Genomic DNA, 16292 nt, shown 5'->3' with positions numbered 1-16292 from the left:
TCCCCCCTATTCTGCGTATACGTGCTTCAATGCATCTTCAGGTGCTGCATACGGAGCATTTTCTGCATATTCTGTTGCTTCATTTACGATATGCATAATTTCGTCTAACATTTGTTTTTCCGATTCCTCAGTTAACACACCAGCTTCTTTTAAATAAGCCGCGAATGTTATAATTGAATCTTTTTTCTTTGCTTCTTCTACTTCTTCTTTATCACGATAAACACGATCATCATCGTCACTAGAATGTGCTGTTAAACGATATGATACTGTTTCAATTAAAGTTGGGCCTTCACCACGACGACCGCGATCTGCTGCTTCTTTTACAGCTTTATATACTGCAAGCGGATCGTTTCCGTCTATTGTATATCCAGGCATACCATAACCAATTGCACGATCTGATACGTTTTTACATGCTAATTGTTTTTCAACCGGAATAGAGATTGCATATTTGTTATTTTCACACATAAAAATAACAGGTAGTTTGTGTACACCAGCAAAGTTTGCCCCTTCATGGAAGTCACCTTGGTTTGAAGAACCTTCTCCAAATGTAACGAACGTTACTAAATCTTTCTTCTCCATTTTTCCAGCTAGTGCAATACCAACTGCATGTGGTACTTGCGTTGTTACTGGAGATGAACCTGTAACAATACGATTTTTCTTTTGACCGAAGTGACCAGGCATTTGACGACCACCAGAGTTTGGATCTCCAGCTTTCGCGAAAGCAGACAACATAAGCTCTTTAGCTGTCATACCAAATGCTAGTACAACACCCATATCACGATAGTATGGTAATGCATAATCTTTCTCTCTATCAAGAGCGAACGCCGCTCCAACTTGTGCAGCCTCTTGTCCTTGACAAGAAATTACGAATGGAATTTTACCAGCGCGGTTTAATAACCACATACGTTCGTCGATTTTACGTGCAAGTAACATCGTACGGAACATTTCTAATACTTGCTCATCACTTAAGCCAAGCTCTTCATGGCGCTTTTCTTTTACTTCTGCCATTTTTCATAACCTCCTAAATCCACATTTTTATGCGTGTAACGCTCTTCCATCTACAGCAAGTGCTGCTTCACCAATCGCCTCAGATAATGATGGATGCGGATGAATTGTATGTGCTACTTCCCAAGGTGTTGCATCAAGTACTCTTGCAAGACCAGCTTCAGAAATCATATCTGTTACATGTGGTCCAATCATATGAACACCAAGAATGTCATTTGTCTCTTCATCAACTACAAGTTTTACGAAACCATCTGATTCTCCGTATACAAGTGCTTTTCCGATTGCGCGGAATGAGAACTTACCTACTTTTAACTTATAGCCTTTTTCTTTCGCTTCTTGTTCTGTTAAGCCAACAGAAGCAACTTCTGGACTGCTATATACGCATTTTGATACCATAGAGTAATCAATTGGTGTAACTTCTTTCCCTGCAATATGTTCTACTGCAGCAATTCCTTCATGAGAAGCAACGTGAGCAAGTTGCAGGCCACCGATTACATCTCCAATTGCGTAAATATGCGATTCTTTCGTTTGATAAAACTCATTTGTTTGAATGTATCCTTTTTCCACAACGATATCTGTGTTCTCTAAGCCAATATTTTGCGTATTCGCTTGTCTTCCTACAGATACAAGCATTTTTTCTGCTTTAAATTCTTTATTTTCACCGTTGTGTTCAGCTTGGATTGTTACTCCATTATCTTTTACCAATGTTTCTGGTAATACTTTTGCACCAGTTACCACTTTAATACCTTTTTTCTTGAATAGACGTTGCATTTCTTTTGAAACGTCTTGATCTTCTAGTGGTAATATCGTTTTTGCATACTCTAATACTGTAACTTCTACACCGAAGTCAGCAAGCATAGATGCCCACTCAATACCGATTACACCGCCACCAACGATAATAATCGAACTAGGAAGCGTTTCCATTTTTAGGGCATGATCCGAAGACATTACGTATTCTCCATCTAATTCTAAACCTGGTAATGAATTTGGACGAGAACCTGTTGCAACAAGTACATTTTTTGGAATTAACATTTCATTCTCTTCTCCACTTGCAAGTTCAACTGAAATTGTCCCTGGCATAGGAGAGAAAATAGACGGGCCAAGAATACGACCAATACCTTCAAACACATCAATTTTACCTTGTTTCATTAAATGTTGAACGCCTTTATGAAGCTGCGTTACAATCTTCTCTTTACGCTCTTGTACTTTCGCAAAGTTTAGTTCTACATTGCTTGCAATAACTCCGAACTCTTCGCTTTTTTTAGCAGTTGCATATACTTCCGCACTACGTAAAAGAGCTTTACTAGGAATACATCCTTTGTGTAAACAAGTACCACCAAGATTTTCTTTTTCGACTAGTGCTGTTTTTAACCCTAATTGTGATGCACGAATTGCAGCAACATATCCACCAGTACCGCCGCCAACGATGACTAAATCATATTCTTTTGCCATTATCTCAACCCCTAGCTACCGTTTCTTTTTCACGTACAACGTATTCTTTTGGAGCTTCTTCTTCACGTAATACACGAAGTGCTCCTTCTGCTAACGCTTCTAACTCATCTTCGCCTGGATGTACGATAACATCTGCAATCCAGTCCACTCGCTCTTTTATTTCATCGACAAGAATTTTACTGTATGCCAGTCCACCAGTTAATACGATTGCATCGATTTTCCCGTGAAGTACAGCGCTAGCTCCGCCAATCTCTTTTGCAACTTGATATGCCATTGCTTTATAAATAAGAGTTGCTTCAGGATCACCTTTTTCAACCATTTGCTCTACTTTAATCGCATCATTTGTACCGATTAAACTTACAAGTCCACCTTGTCCGACAAGTTTTTTAATCATTTCATCACGGTAATACTCACCAGAGAAACACATTTCTACTAGTTGCCCTACTGGTACTGTACCAGCGCGCTCTGGACTAAATGGTCCTTCTCCGTTTAAACCGTTATTCACATCGATTACTCTTCCTTTTTTATGAGCACCAACTGTAATACCGCCACCCATATGTGTAACTAATAAATTTAAATCCTCGTATTTGTGATTTAACTGTTCAGCTACTTTACGAGCAACTGCTTTTTGATTTAATGCATGGAAGATACTTTTGCGTTCCATACCAGCAATACCACTTATACGAGCAACCGGCTCCATCTCATCTACAACGACAGGATCCACAATGAATGCAGGAATGTTTAATCCAGAAGCAATTTCATATGCTAAAATGCCTCCAAGGTTTGAAGCGTGATGACCGCTAAAGCCATTTTTCAAATCTTCTAACATCGCATCGTTTACTGTATACGTACCGCCTTCGATTGGACGAAGTAATCCACCACGCCCACAAACAGCGTTTAATTTTGAAATGTTAATACCATGAGAATGTAGAACTTCTAAAATCGTTTCTTTTCGAAACTCATATTGGTCGATAATTCTCTTATATTTTCCAATCTGTTCTACGTCATGACGAATCGTTTCTTCTAGAACAGGTCTTTCATTATCAAAAACACCAATTTTTGTGGATGTACTACCTGGGTTAATAACAAGAATTCGATTTACAGACAATGTTGCTACCTCCACTAATAAATTCAAAAGGAAGCGGAAACCTCATAAGAGGTAACCACACCTTTTGTAAAAGTTATATATGAATGATTAGCGACGGCTAATAATATCGTGACCGTTGCGTAAGTAAGTGCTACGAGAATTTTTCAAGCTTGCAATGCGCTCTTCAGCTAGACGATCTGCCGCTACATAAGTTGCTATGCCATCGCGTTTTGAAATTTCGATTACTTTTGCAATCGTGTCATAAATAGACTCAACACGTTTTAGTGCACGTTCTCTATTGTATCCATATAATTCGTCTGCTACGTTAATTACGCCACCTGCATTAATTACATAATCTGGTGCGTATACAATACCCATTTCATGAATGATGTCACCGTGACGATTTTCTTTTAATTGGTTATTTGCAGAACCTGCGATTACTTTTGCTTTAAGTTGTGGAATAGTTTCATCATTAACTGTTGCGCCTAATGCACATGGTGCGTAAATATCGCATTCAACACCGTAAATTTCATTTGGTTCAACTGCTGATGCACCAAATTCTTCTACAGCACGTTGTACAGCTTCTTTATTAATATCTGTAACGATTAATTTTGCTCCTTCAGCGTGTAAATGTTTGCATAGATGATATGCTACGTTACCAACGCCTTGAACAGCAATTACTTTTCCTTCTAAATTGTCAGTACCGAAAGCTTCTTTTGCAGCTGCTTTCATACCACGATAAACACCGTATGCAGTTACTGGAGATGGGTTACCAGAAGAACCGAATGATGGTGAGATACCTGTTACAAAGTCAGTTTCTTCGTGGATAATATCCATATCATCTACTGTTGTACCAACATCTTCAGCTGTAATGTATCGTCCGTTTAGTCCTTGGATATAGCGTCCTAGTGCACGGAACATTGCTTCGCTCTTATCTTTACGAGGATCACCGATAATTACTGTTTTCGCACCACCTAAGTTTAAACCAGCTGCTGCGTTTTTGTATGTCATCCCTTTTGCAAGACGCAATGCATCTTCAATCGCCGCTTCTTCAGAATCATATGTCCACATTCTTGTTCCACCAAGAGCTGGTCCAAGTGTTGTATCATGAATTGCAATAATTGCTTTTAAACCAGATTCTTTATCTTGACAAAATACCACTTGCTCATAATCATATTTTTCTAAGTATTCGAAGATTTCTAATGTCATTGTCGTTTCCCCCTAATGTTTTACCCTTTTTGGTTTATTTTGAAGCAGTCGCAACTGCCAATGCTAATGAATATACTTTTGTTTCTGCTGAATCAGCACGAGATGTTAAAACAATCGGTGCTTTTGCGCCAGCAATCATTGCTCCTACTTTTGCATCCGCAAAGTATACGAGTGATTTATATAGCACATTTCCAGCTTCAATCGTTGGGACGAGTAAAATATCTGCCTTACCTGCTACATCACTTACTATGCCTTTATGCTCTGCTGCAATTTGTGATACTGCATTATCTAAAGCAAGTGGTCCATCAACGATACAATCTTTAATTTGTCCGCGGCGATTCATTTGTGTTAACATCGCTGCATCAATTGTCGCCTGCATCGCTGGATTCACAACTTCTACTGCTGCAATTGGTGCCACTTTTGGCAAGTCGATTCCTATTGCCCGGGCAACTTCTACAGTATTTTGTATAATAGCAGCTTTTTGTGTTACATCAGGTGCGATGTTCATCGCTGCATCTGTAACGAAAATAAGACGATCATAATTTGGAACTTCAAATGCTGCTACATGTGAAAGTACGCTACCTTTACGTAGGCCCCACTCTTTGTTTAACACAGCCTTCAAAATATTCGCTGTTGGGATGTTCCCCTTCATAAGCACGTCTGCCTCACCATTTCTCACAGCTTTAACAGAAAGTTCTGCAGCCTCTGCATTAGACATTGCTGCAATCACTTCAACATGTTCTGAAGTTTGTAAACCATGTTCTTGTAGCATCCCCATTATTTTTTCTTGATTTCCATATAGACGAAATTGAGCTAGCTGTAATTTAATTGCTTTCGCTACAGCTTCAATTACTTCATGATCTTCAGCTACTGCTACAGCTACAGTTTTTTTAGGCTGTCCCGCTGCTTGATCAATTAAGTATTCTAACTTCATATTTTGTAATCAACCCTTTCCGTCGTCCCTCGTCTATTTATAAAGCAAATACCGTGCCAACTTTTAAAAGTGGTCTTACCAATAATGAAAACGCATTCAAAATGCAGTAAAATCAATACTTTGGAAAATAACAAAAGATTCTGTCTTATTTTGTCGCTTTTTGTATACCATGCAATAAATTGCACGGTACGCAATTTATTGCATGCTATTTTTTGCATGGTCATACTTTTCTAGCTTATAATATAAATTTCGAACGGAAATCCCTAACGCTTTTGCAGTTTGTGTTTTATTCCCATCAAATCTCTCCAAATATTCATGAATAATATTCCCTTCAAACTCTGTTACTAAATGTTCAAGTGGCTTTTCTTCTAATTCAGGTAATAAATGAGATTGCTTTGACTCCACCTGCTCTTCATTATGTAATGGTGGTAAATGTTGTACATCAATATAGATCTCGTTATAATTCATAAAAATAATCGCTCGTCCTAAAATATTTTCAAGTTCTCTCACATTTCCTGGCCATTCGTATGATTGTAAATATAAAATAGCTGAATCAGTGAGCCCTTCTACATTACGACCATAATCTTGATTAATTTTTTGAATCAACCTGTCCGCAATTTTCGGTATATCTCCTTTACGTTGACGAAGAGATGGAATTTGAATTGGAATTTTATTTAATCGATAATATAAATCCTCCCTAAACTTCCCTTCTAGAATAGCCTTTTCTAAATTCACATGTGTCGCTGCAATTACTCGAACATTAATGGGTATCGCTTTCGTCCCACCAACTTTTACAATTTCTTTTTCCTGCAATACACGAAGGAGTTTCGCTTGTGTATTTGCAGATAACTCCCCTATTTCATCTAAAAAAATACTACCGTTATTCGCTTCCTCAAAGAACCCACGTTTCCCGCCTCTTTTCGCTCCAGAAAACGCCCCTTCCTCATAACCAAATAATTCACTTTCTAACAACGTCTCCGAAATGGCCGCACAGTTTACACGGACGAATTTATTGTATTTTCGATTACTTCCATTATGGATTGCATGTGCAAACAATTCTTTACCAGTCCCAGATTCACCGCGTAACAGTACCGTTGCTGGTGTATTCGCTCCTAGCTTCGCCTGTTCGATAGCTGCCGTTGTTTCATCTGAATTTCCGACAATATCATCAAATGAATATTTTGCTTCTAATGTGCGAATAATTTGCCTTGCTCTATTCAATTCATTTGTTAACTTTTGAATTTCCGACACGTCACGGATAACGCCAACGCTTCCTTTCAATATTCCATCCACAATAACTGGCGCTACGTTTACAATTACATCGCGCTTTTTTTGCCCAATCTTCATATGTATTCCGCGCACCGCACGACGCGTTCGAAGTACTTTCATATGCATACTTTCGCCTTCTACAATATCAGTTGTAGCAGGCTGCCCAATAATATCTTCTTCTGTTAGACCCGTTAATTTCGTATATGCCGGGTTAATGACTAAACCTCTTCCTTTTTCATCCACAACCGAAATCGCTTCTTCAGATGAGTTGATAATTGCCTCTAATAGTGTTTGAATTTCTTTTAAGTCTGTAACTTCTTCCGCTAAATCTACAACTTCTGTTATATCTTTAAAAATTGCAAATGCCCCTTGTACCTCTCCGCCTTCTTTTAATATCGGTATACGCGTTGTAATAATTTTCTTTCCATTCTCTAATGTTAGTTCATAATTTACTTCTATTTGTTTCGTACGTATAATGCGAAGTAATTTACTAGTGGGAATGACTTCTAAAATATATTTTCCTATCGCCTCTTCTTTTTTATATCCGATAATACGCTCCGCACTTTTATTAAAAAGACGAACTTGTCCCTCTCGATCAATTACGATCATGCCGTCATGCGTAGAATTTAAAATTAATTCTCCTTGTTGCGTTTGTTCCTCTAACCGCCCAATTAACCCTTCCTTCTCATGCGCTAATCCTGTAACAATTTTTGCAATATCACCTGGTATAAGAAGAGTGTCTTTTTTCTTTTTTTCCAATAAAACTTTATGTACATCATCTTCACCTGTCATATCAAATATTACATCGATATGCATAAAAAGAAATGGAGTTACACTTTCTCCAATTGAAATTCCATATTCCTTAGCAATTTGTAATCCTTTTGCCAACGGATTTATATCAATAATCCCTATAATTTGAAATATATTCGAACTATGTAACAGATTCAGCAGTGCGCTCCCGCCTTCACCTGCACCAACAATTAATACTTTTTGTTTCATATATTACACTTCCTCTCGAAGTAACTCTGCAAATTTTTTCACACCCTTATCTTACTCGTTCAGCACCCTCTTGACAAACCCCCTTTCCGTATAACATCATTAAAATATACGAAATAATCTGAAAAGGAGAGTTATGTATGCAGCGTTACGTTGCTCTACTATTAGCACTCATCCCTATTTCATTAGCTGTGTTTGGTATAAAGTTAATGAGAGATACTGTATTCGGGATTCTATTTCCACCAATCTCTATACTGTGGTTACAATTTTTAATCGGTTCTCTCTGCTTCGGGCTCGGGTTTTATATCTTCGGTGGCTTCGTCTTGCACCGAGACCGTAAACGAAATAAAGTACAGGCTCGCTTTAGAAGATAGGAAGGCCCCACTATTTATAAATAAAAAAATGAGACCGTTACACGCGGTCTCATTTTTTTATTGGCAACAACGTTCTTGCCGTTTCAGGGTAATCAGTAATAATCGCCGATATATCCATATCAAAATATTTACGCATAAGCGTTTCTTCATTAATTGTATAAGGGCGAACCTCTACACCACTTTCCATCGTTAGTTCAGCAATAGCATCTTGAAGGTAACGATAATTCGGATGTACTGCTGTAGCCCCCATTTTTTTCGCGTATGCCCACGGACTATGCAAACCTTCGCGATATAAAATTGCTGTTTGAATATCAGGAGCCATCATATGACACCGTTTCATACTGTAGTGATTAAACGAAGAAAATATAACACGATCCTCTAAACTAAATTTCCGTACAAGCGTTATAACTTCTTCCTCTAAACCTCTGTATGGAATTTTATTATTTTTAAGTTCAATATTAAGTAGCAAACTCGTTTGTTCAAGCCATTCTAATACCTCTTCTAAAAGTGGTATTTTACAAAACCCTACTTTATCACCAAATTTATAACTTGCATCTAGCTTGCATAAATCCTCATATACATAATTCCGAACCGCACCTTTTCCATTTGTTGTTCGGTCCACCGTTTCATCATGAATGACGACAACTTTTCCATCTTTCGTTAATTGAACATCAAGTTCAATTCCATCCGCTCTAAAAGACTCAGCCGCTTCAAATGAAATCATTGTATTTTCTGGGTACGTTCCAGCCGCACCACGATGTGCAAATATAAGAGTCATCCTCACTCCCCCAATCTTATGCTATACTATACGAAAAAGGAGGTACTTCTATGAGACCATTACAAATTTCTCCAGATACTGCAGTCCGCTTATCAAAAGCACTAGGTGTTCCACTTGAACAACTCATGCATATGCCGCAGCACATTTTAATTCAAAAGCTAGTTGAATTAGAAAAACAAAATAAAGACGAAGAGTAATACAGTCCTGTTTTGCAGGGCTTTTTATTTCCCTCCATTATACCATGGATACTTTCCCTACTAAAATTCTTTAATAGATGTACTTCGGTGCCATTTAGCCGTTCCTTCATCATATAATAATGAATTACATCTTTTCTTTTTTGTTACAAGTCATAAAGAAAGCAGACTATTTATTTATAACTCCCCATTGCATCCTTAAAACACGATAATACAAAACTAGAAACCCTTTATATTATTTTTTATTGAACGTGAGGAGCATCCCCTGATTCGTATAGTTCTTTCGCCTTTTCCTCCCCGAATGTAGTTAAAATATAATGTTGCTCTTCTAACGCATCCATTGCTCTAGTTGCTTTACAAACGCTATCTTCTTGAGCATCCGAGAAATAATTGTGATCTTCTACAATTTTACTAAAATCTTTTTTCACCCATCTATCAGCAATTGCTAAAAGCTCATTTTTCTTCGCAAAACTACTCTTATTTATAATTTCTTTTAATTTTTTAGCATTATTTTGAATCATTGGGATAGAGCCCGATTTTCGTTCTGCCACCACTTTTTGATGAGTCATGTGATGCATCGCTGTAATGACTTCTCTTTCAGTAGAATTTTCAGTAACATACACATCAACAAAGACCCCATCTACCTCTCTACCTACTATTATTTGGTCTTCTTTTTTATCTATTTGAGCGCTCACTTCTTTATCTACTGGATTATCTGCAAGTTCTAACATTCCAAATGTAACTGCAATAGCAAGAACTCCCATAGCTACTACTATTCCTAGCCAAGTTGAAATTTTATTTTCCATTCCCCTTCTCCCTATCTATATCTATTTTATCGCCTTATAAAAAACTCACTTACATGTAATATTACTGAAAATAGGTTTTATTTTCCACACTATCAAATAATCTCTTTTTCCCAACAAAATAAAAAGACCAACGAATTATAATATTCATTGGTCTTTAAATAAAAAGTTCATTGGTTTTAAATTTGATATCGAGTATCAATTTCAAGAATTATTAAGCTTTACTAAAGCTTAAATCCCTTACTACTTTTACTCTCAACTAGCTTTATGTTCAAGTCTCAGCTTATCCGCAACCATTGCGATAAACTCAGAGTTCGTAGGTTTTGCTTTTGACATGGATACTGTATAACCGAATAAGGACGAAATAGAATCAATATTCCCACGGCTCCAAGCTACTTCAATCGCGTGACGAATTGCTCGCTCCACACGGCTTGCTGTGGTATTATATTTCTTTGCGATATCTGGATACAATACTTTCGTAATCGATCCTAATAATTCGATATCGTTGTATACCATGGAGATTGCTTCTCGTAAATACATATATCCTTTAATATGAGCGGGTACACCAATTTCATGAATGATACTCGTAATACTCGCATCTAAATTTTTCGGTTTTCCATCTACTGTTGTTGCTGATCGGAATGATGGTAGTGGACGTTTAATCATAGCATTTGCTTTACCACTCACTTGACGAATATGACTCGTTAAATTCTCCATATCAAATGGTTTTAATATGAAATATGAGGCACCTAAGTCAACTGCTTTTTTCGTCACATCTTCTTGCCCGAATGCTGTCAACATAATTACGCTAGGCTGTTTTAACCTTTCAATATTTCGCATTTTTTCCAATACAGCTAAACCATCTAAGTGTGGCATAATAATGTCTAAAACGAGTACATCAGGTTGCTTATCTGTTAATAAGTTTAAACACTCTTGACCATTATAAGCAGTACCAATTACTTCCATATCATCTTGAGCAGCTACATAGCTCTCTAACATTGATACTAGTTCTTTATTATCATCCACAAGACATACTTTAATTTTCTCCACAGCTTTTCCTCCCTTACCGAATCGATTCTCCGACATGTGTATCCTTCTAGGCTACATGAATTGTTCGACAATTGTGTGAAAATTCCCTTTTAAAGTTTCTTACTTTCCGATAAAATCACAAAAAAATATGTTTATCGTTCATTTATTCCCTTTCGCAACACATTCCATCATAGAAATACAACGAAACGTTCAACCCTTTTCTTTTATTTTACAACAAAAAACACCTCTTGCGGAGCTTTTACAAAATTTCAACGAATTTTTCAACAGAAAAAGCGAGCTAATATGTATTAGCTCGCTTTTTTCTCTTGATCATAAATATTAATTCCAGCTTGATGTAACATCCATTCAATATGAACACCATATCCTGATGTTGGATCATTTACAAATACATGTGTAACAGCACCAATTACTTTTCCATTTTGTACAATTGGACTTCCACTCATTCCTTGTACGATACCGCCCGTTTTCGCTAATAGACGTTTATCTGTTACTTTTATTACCATACCCTTTGTAGCTGGGAATTTTTGCTGCACTGTACTAACGACTTCAATATCAAACGCTTCTACTTTATCTTGATCAATAACTGTTAATATTTTTGCCGGTCCTTCTTTTACTTGATGAGATAATGCGATAGGCATTGCTTTATCCATTATACCGTTTTTCATATTCGTATTTAATTTTCCAAAAATACCATATGGACTATTAATTGTAATATTGCCAATCACTTCACGATCTGGTGAAAATCTTGCTAATTTCTCGCCTGGATTCCCATGACTGCCTCTTTCAATTGATGTAACTGTCGAGCGCATAATTTGTCCATCTTCGACTTGAATCGGCTTTTTTGTATCATTATCAGAAATAACATGACCAAGCGCCCCGTATTTCATAGAATCCGGATGAACAAATGTCATCGTTCCAATTCCAGCTGCCGAATCACGGATATACAAGCCAATTCGATAAGACGCTTCACCATTGTCTTTTTGCGGCGTTAGCTTCGTGCGAATATATTTTCCATCTCTTAGCAATACAAGATTAAGCGGTTCACCTGTTTCTCCACTATTATGAATAAACGGTGCTACATCACTCATTCTTTCAATGGTTTTACCATTAATTTCAGTAATCATATCTCCAATTTGTACACCTGCTGTTTCACCAGGAGATATTTTACCTTTTTCAGTTTGAATTAAATGATGGCCTACAACAAGTACACCTTTTGTATTTAATTTCACACCAATTGATTGTCCACCTGGAATCACTTTAAAATCTTTTAACACTTTCACATTTACTTTTTTCACTGGAAAACCCGCAAGCTGAAATACCATATCAGCTTCACCATTTTGATGAGAATTTACCATAAGTCCTTGTTTTTGTTCATTCGAACTCACTGTAAATACATGACGATTTGTGGATGAAGCTTTGAAAACTGGTAATGATGTTATTTCTGATTGTTGTCCTTCAAAAACAACAAGTTGTTTCGGTGATGAAATAAACGTTCGAAGCGGTTTAAAACATCCAATAAAAACTAAAGAAACAAGGAGACAAAGACCTATTATTTTTCGAAATTTTTCTAATTTCAACTTGTTCACTCTCCTCGCTCCTACCCCACATTCAGCCTCTTGGCTTCACTTTTTAATCTCTCCTTGCAGTGCTTTATTTATAACCGGAAGAATTAAGAAATCGTCATTTGAGAAAAAAAGCTATCCATTACTGGATAGCCTCTGCTGTCTGTTTAAAATGATGCGCTTGCGTAAGTAATTCTTTCGCATGCTCCGTCGTTAAATCTGTGATTTCCACACCAGAAATCATTCGAGCTATTTCTGTTACTTTATCCTCCATAGTTAAAACAGTAACTGATGTAATTGTCCGATCATTCGCTACTTGTTTTCGAATAAATAAATGCGAATCTGCCATTGAAGCTACTTGAGGTAAGTGCGTAATACAAAGTACTTGCGAGTTTACTGATACTCGATAAATTTTTTCAGCAATAGCCTGTGCGACCCGGCCACTTACACCCGTATCCACTTCATCAAAAATAACAGATGCAACCCCTTGATGCTTAGAAAAAATGCTTTTTAAAGCTAAAATGATACGAGATAACTCTCCGCCAGAAGCAACCTTTGAAAGTGGTTTTAGCGGCTCTCCTGGGTTCGTCGAAATATAAAATTCCACATGATCGTAACCATCCGCCGTAAGTCTTACCGGCGCACCTTCCACAAGGGGCTCTTCTGCATTTCCTTCTCTCTTCATAATTCTCACTTCAAATTTCGTTTTTTCCATATATAATTCTTTTAATTCCTGATGAATTGCATTTGTAAGGTGTTCTGCAAGCTCATGACGCATATTACTTAACAACGTTGCTTCTTTCAGAATAACACTTTCTAATTCCTTCAACTGTTTCTTCGTCGTTTCAATATGAACGTCTTTATTTTCAATTGTAAATATTTCTTGTTCAATTTTATCTGCATACGCTAAAATCTCTTCTACAGTATTTCCATATTTTCTCTTTAGCATACGAATTTCATTCAAACGTGTTTCGATTTCATCTAAACGATTTGGATCATATTCCATCATATCGAGCTTTTCTCTCAGTTGATATGCAACCTCTTCTAATAAGTAATAACTATTTGCAATTGAATCATGATTCTCTTGATACATTTCATCTAAATGTGTAATACTTTCCATTTGTCCCATTGCGCTTCTTACATTATCTAATCCTTGTCCGTCAGCACTCAATGAACGATATGCATCACCTAATGCTTTATAAATCTTTTCAAAATTAGAAATTTGCAATCGTTCCTCAGTTAATTCATTTTCTTCATCCATCTTTAAATCAGCTTTGCGAATTTCTTCATGCTGAAATTGAATTAAATCTAAGCGATGTGCCATCTGTTGTTCATTTTCACTTAACGATTTCAATTGTTTTTTTAATTTTTCATAGTCAGCGTATACGTTTTGATATATGTCTAGTTGTTTAACGATTCGATCCCCATCAAAGTGATCAAGCATAAACAGATGTCGTTCTTCATTCATTAAATCTTGCGTTTCATGCTGTCCATGAATATCAACAAGTGTTTTCCCAATTTCTTTTAATATGCTAAGTGTAACAAGCTTCCCATTTACACGACATACACTCTTCCCGTTCGCAGCAATATCACGCTTTAAAATAATCATGCCATCTTCTATTTCTATATCTAACTCTTCTGCCTTTTCAATACATGGATGCTTATCATCTTCAACATAAAACAGCCCTTCAATCTCAGCCCTTTCTGTTCCATATCGAACAAATTCTGCTGACCCACGGCCACCTACAAGTAAACTAATCGCATCAATAATAATCGATTTTCCGGCCCCTGTTTCACCGCTTAAAACCGTTAAACCTTTTTGAAAAGAAATATTTAATGCTTCAATAATAGCAAAGTTTCTAATCGATAATTCCGATAACAATGCCCCATTCACCTCGTTATAAAATAATCCCTTACTAAAGGATTTTCTCATTTCTTCATTCAAATAATCATGCTATATATTTGTATGTATATACTCTTCTAACCCGCTTCATTGTACCAAACATTTGTTTTACGGGTCAATCCATCTATTTTCTAACTTTATGCAAACAAAATATTATATTACAATTGAAAAATCATATTTTTGACCAATAAAAATATCTTGTTCACTTCCCACTTTACGATGGAAAGCAAACAAGATTTTTTGTTACAACATATTTAAGAAACGATCAGAGACAACACCTGTATCGTCAGGTGTACGGCAAATAATTAAGCAAGTATCATCACCACAGATGGTTCCGATGATCTCATCCCACTCTAAATGATCAATAAGTGCTCCAAGTGAATGAGCGTTACCAGGCAATGTTTTTAGCACAAGCATATGTCCTGCCGTGTCTAATTTTACAAATGAATCCACTAGATTTCGTTTTAATTTTTGTAACGGGTTAAATCGTTGATCTGCTGGCAAGCTATATTTATAGCGCCCATCATGTAATGGCACCTTCACTAAGTGCAGTTCTTTAATATCGCGCGATACTGTTGCTTGCGTTACATTAAATCCCTCATTACGTAAAATATCAACTAATTCATCTTGTGTTTCAATTTCTTTGTTTGCAATAATTTCCCTGATTTTAATATGGCGCTGACCTTTATTCATACATTTGCACCTCACACTATCTCTTACCATAGTTTAAACATTGGTATACTTCACTTATTTATGTTAACTTATAATTCGTTTCTTGTACACAATTGTTTTTACAATCATTATACAATTACAGCAAAAAGAGGAACAACATATGTTATTCCCCTTTCCCTTTTTGTTTTAGAACGTCATGTGCTTCTGTAACAACTTGCTCTATAGAAATCGGAGAATGATTTTCGCCATTCTCACGTTCACCATGCCATTTCAGATGAATTAAAAATTCAATATTACCATCCCCACCCGTAATTGGTGAGAATGTTAAACCTTCCACATCATAGCCCTCTTTTAAAGCAAAATCGACAATCATTTCTACAACAGCTTCATGTACTTTTCTATCACGAACGATACCTTTTTTCCCAACTTGCTCTCTTCCAGCTTCAAACTGCGGTTTAATTAACGCTGCTACATCTCCGTTAGGCATAAGCATTGTTTTTAAAACTGGCAGTATAAGCTTTAATGATATAAATGAAACATCAATACTTGCAAATTGAGGTAAACCACGTTCTAAGTCTGCTGGTGTCACGTAACGGAAGTTTGTTCGTTCCATTACAACAACACGCTCATCCTGACGTAATTTCCACGCTAGTTGATTGTATCCTACATCTAATGCATAAGATAATTTCGCTCCATTTTGAAGCGCGCAATCTGTAAAGCCACCAGTTGATGAACCAATATCTATCATAACTTTATCTTGTAAATCAAGATGAAATGTCTCTAATGCCTTTTCAAGTTTATAACCACCACGACTTACATACGGCATAACTTGTCCCTTCACCGTAATCTCAGTATCTTGCGAGATTTTCTCTCCTGGCTTATCAAGTCTCATCTCATTTGCATATACGAGTCCGGCCATAATGGCGCGCTTTGCTTTCTCACGCGTTTCTATAAGTCCTCGCTCTACTAATAGTACATCTACTCTTTCTTTTTTTACGCTCATT

15 protein-coding genes are annotated in these 16292 nt (G+C 36.7%); 2 read left to right on the top strand and 13 right to left on the bottom strand.

Going from position 1 to position 16292, the window contains the following annotated elements; genetic code table 11:
- Positions 1-6 precede the first annotated feature (6 nt).
- The 6 genes from bfmBAA to OXT04_RS15430 form a co-directional block, all read right to left on the bottom strand.
- Positions 7-1008, bottom strand: coding sequence for a 3-methyl-2-oxobutanoate dehydrogenase subunit alpha (bfmBAA, locus tag OXT04_RS15455; protein WP_000852551.1), 1002 nt, complete (start codon positions 1006-1008; stop codon positions 7-9).
- A gap of 27 nt (positions 1009-1035) precedes the next feature.
- Entirely contained in the window at positions 1036-2457 is a 1422-nt protein-coding gene (lpdA, locus tag OXT04_RS15450; protein ID WP_001051295.1) for a dihydrolipoyl dehydrogenase, read from the bottom strand.
- Between the two features lie 4 nt (positions 2458-2461).
- Positions 2462-3565: a butyrate kinase gene (gene buk, locus OXT04_RS15445; protein WP_000115781.1), complete on the bottom strand. Its 1104-nt coding sequence runs from the start codon at positions 3563-3565 to the stop codon at positions 2462-2464.
- 87 nt (positions 3566-3652) lie between these two features.
- Positions 3653-4753, bottom strand: coding sequence for a leucine dehydrogenase (locus OXT04_RS15440; protein WP_000171357.1), 1101 nt, complete (start codon positions 4751-4753; stop codon positions 3653-3655).
- Between the two features lie 34 nt (positions 4754-4787).
- Positions 4788-5687 (bottom strand): phosphate butyryltransferase, encoded by a 900-nt coding sequence (gene yqiS / locus OXT04_RS15435; RefSeq protein WP_000764675.1) that lies wholly within the window; start codon positions 5685-5687, stop codon positions 4788-4790.
- Positions 5688-5882: 195 nt separating this feature from the next.
- Positions 5883-7955 (bottom strand): sigma-54 interaction domain-containing protein, encoded by a 2073-nt coding sequence (locus tag OXT04_RS15430; RefSeq protein ID WP_065229332.1) that lies wholly within the window; start codon positions 7953-7955, stop codon positions 5883-5885.
- Positions 7956-8092: 137 nt separating this feature from the next.
- Here OXT04_RS15430 and OXT04_RS15425 point away from each other — a divergent pair, with 137 nt between their 5' ends.
- The gene (locus tag OXT04_RS15425; RefSeq protein WP_065229333.1) at positions 8093-8326 is read left to right on the top strand and encodes a DUF2627 domain-containing protein; all 234 of its coding nucleotides are present in this window, start codon (positions 8093-8095) and stop codon (positions 8324-8326) included.
- 49 nt (positions 8327-8375) lie between these two features.
- On the opposite strand, the gene OXT04_RS15420 is transcribed toward OXT04_RS15425, so the two are convergent.
- Entirely contained in the window at positions 8376-9104 is a 729-nt protein-coding gene (locus OXT04_RS15420; protein WP_065229334.1) for a glycerophosphodiester phosphodiesterase, read from the bottom strand.
- 50 nt (positions 9105-9154) lie between these two features.
- Here OXT04_RS15420 and OXT04_RS15415 point away from each other — a divergent pair, with 50 nt between their 5' ends.
- Positions 9155-9301, top strand: coding sequence for a YycC family protein (locus OXT04_RS15415; RefSeq protein ID WP_001247671.1), 147 nt, complete (start codon positions 9155-9157; stop codon positions 9299-9301).
- Positions 9302-9540: 239 nt separating this feature from the next.
- Here the strand turns inward: OXT04_RS15415 and OXT04_RS15410 are convergent, their stop codons facing one another.
- The 6 genes from OXT04_RS15410 to OXT04_RS15385 form a co-directional block, all read right to left on the bottom strand.
- Positions 9541-10104 carry a PRK06770 family protein gene (locus OXT04_RS15410; protein WP_071713555.1) on the bottom strand — a complete coding sequence of 188 codons (564 nt, stop codon included), beginning with the start codon at positions 10102-10104 and terminating at the stop codon, positions 9541-9543.
- A 252-nt stretch (positions 10105-10356) separates the two neighbouring features.
- Positions 10357-11151, bottom strand: a complete 795-nt coding sequence (spo0A, locus tag OXT04_RS15405) for a sporulation transcription factor Spo0A (RefSeq protein ID WP_033657527.1) — start codon at positions 11149-11151, stop codon at positions 10357-10359.
- 287 nt (positions 11152-11438) lie between these two features.
- A complete protein-coding gene (spoIVB, locus tag OXT04_RS15400) occupies positions 11439-12737 on the bottom strand; it encodes a SpoIVB peptidase (RefSeq protein WP_002094138.1) in 1299 nt (432 codons plus the stop codon).
- Positions 12738-12855: 118 nt separating this feature from the next.
- Positions 12856-14595: a DNA repair protein RecN gene (gene recN, locus OXT04_RS15395; protein WP_267415690.1), complete on the bottom strand. Its 1740-nt coding sequence runs from the start codon at positions 14593-14595 to the stop codon at positions 12856-12858.
- A gap of 264 nt (positions 14596-14859) precedes the next feature.
- Positions 14860-15309 carry an arginine repressor ArgR gene (argR, locus tag OXT04_RS15390; protein ID WP_001032580.1) on the bottom strand — a complete coding sequence of 150 codons (450 nt, stop codon included), beginning with the start codon at positions 15307-15309 and terminating at the stop codon, positions 14860-14862.
- 142 nt (positions 15310-15451) lie between these two features.
- Positions 15452-16291 (bottom strand): TlyA family RNA methyltransferase, encoded by an 840-nt coding sequence (locus OXT04_RS15385; RefSeq protein WP_000111872.1) that lies wholly within the window; start codon positions 16289-16291, stop codon positions 15452-15454.
- Between the last annotated feature and the right edge of the window lies 1 nt (position 16292).

The organism is Bacillus sp. GC_Bacil_1 (assembly GCF_026540675.1).
In the GTDB taxonomy this organism is placed as follows: Bacteria; Bacillota; Bacilli; order Bacillales; family Bacillaceae_G; genus Bacillus_A; species Bacillus_A cereus.
Note: the sequence above shows the minus strand (reverse complement) of the source record. Positions and strands in the feature narration are given on the sequence as shown.

Bases quoted from the DNA above. Each gene is read 5' to 3' on its own strand.
- OXT04_RS15440 (WP_000171357.1), bottom strand. From the start codon at position 4,753: ATGACATTAGAAATCTTCGAATACTTAGAAAAATATGATTATGAGCAA.
- OXT04_RS15410 (WP_071713555.1), bottom strand. From the start codon at position 10,104: ATGGAAAATAAAATTTCAACTTGGCTAGGAATAGTAGTAGCTATGGGA.
- OXT04_RS15430 (WP_065229332.1), bottom strand. From the start codon at position 7,955: ATGAAACAAAAAGTATTAATTGTTGGTGCAGGTGAAGGCGGGAGCGCA.
- yqiS (WP_000764675.1), bottom strand. From the start codon at position 5,687: ATGAAGTTAGAATACTTAATTGATCAAGCAGCGGGACAGCCTAAAAAA.
- bfmBAA (WP_000852551.1), bottom strand. From the start codon at position 1,008: ATGGCAGAAGTAAAAGAAAAGCGCCATGAAGAGCTTGGCTTAAGTGAT.
- OXT04_RS15415 (WP_001247671.1), top strand. From the start codon at position 9,155: ATGAGACCATTACAAATTTCTCCAGATACTGCAGTCCGCTTATCAAAA.
- OXT04_RS15385 (WP_000111872.1), bottom strand. From the start codon at position 16,291: ATGAGCGTAAAAAAAGAAAGAGTAGATGTACTATTAGTAGAGCGAGGA.
- OXT04_RS15425 (WP_065229333.1), top strand. From the start codon at position 8,093: ATGCAGCGTTACGTTGCTCTACTATTAGCACTCATCCCTATTTCATTA.
- OXT04_RS15420 (WP_065229334.1), bottom strand. From the start codon at position 9,104: ATGACTCTTATATTTGCACATCGTGGTGCGGCTGGAACGTACCCAGAA.
- argR (WP_001032580.1), bottom strand. From the start codon at position 15,309: ATGAATAAAGGTCAGCGCCATATTAAAATCAGGGAAATTATTGCAAAC.
- lpdA (WP_001051295.1), bottom strand. From the start codon at position 2,457: ATGGCAAAAGAATATGATTTAGTCATCGTTGGCGGCGGTACTGGTGGA.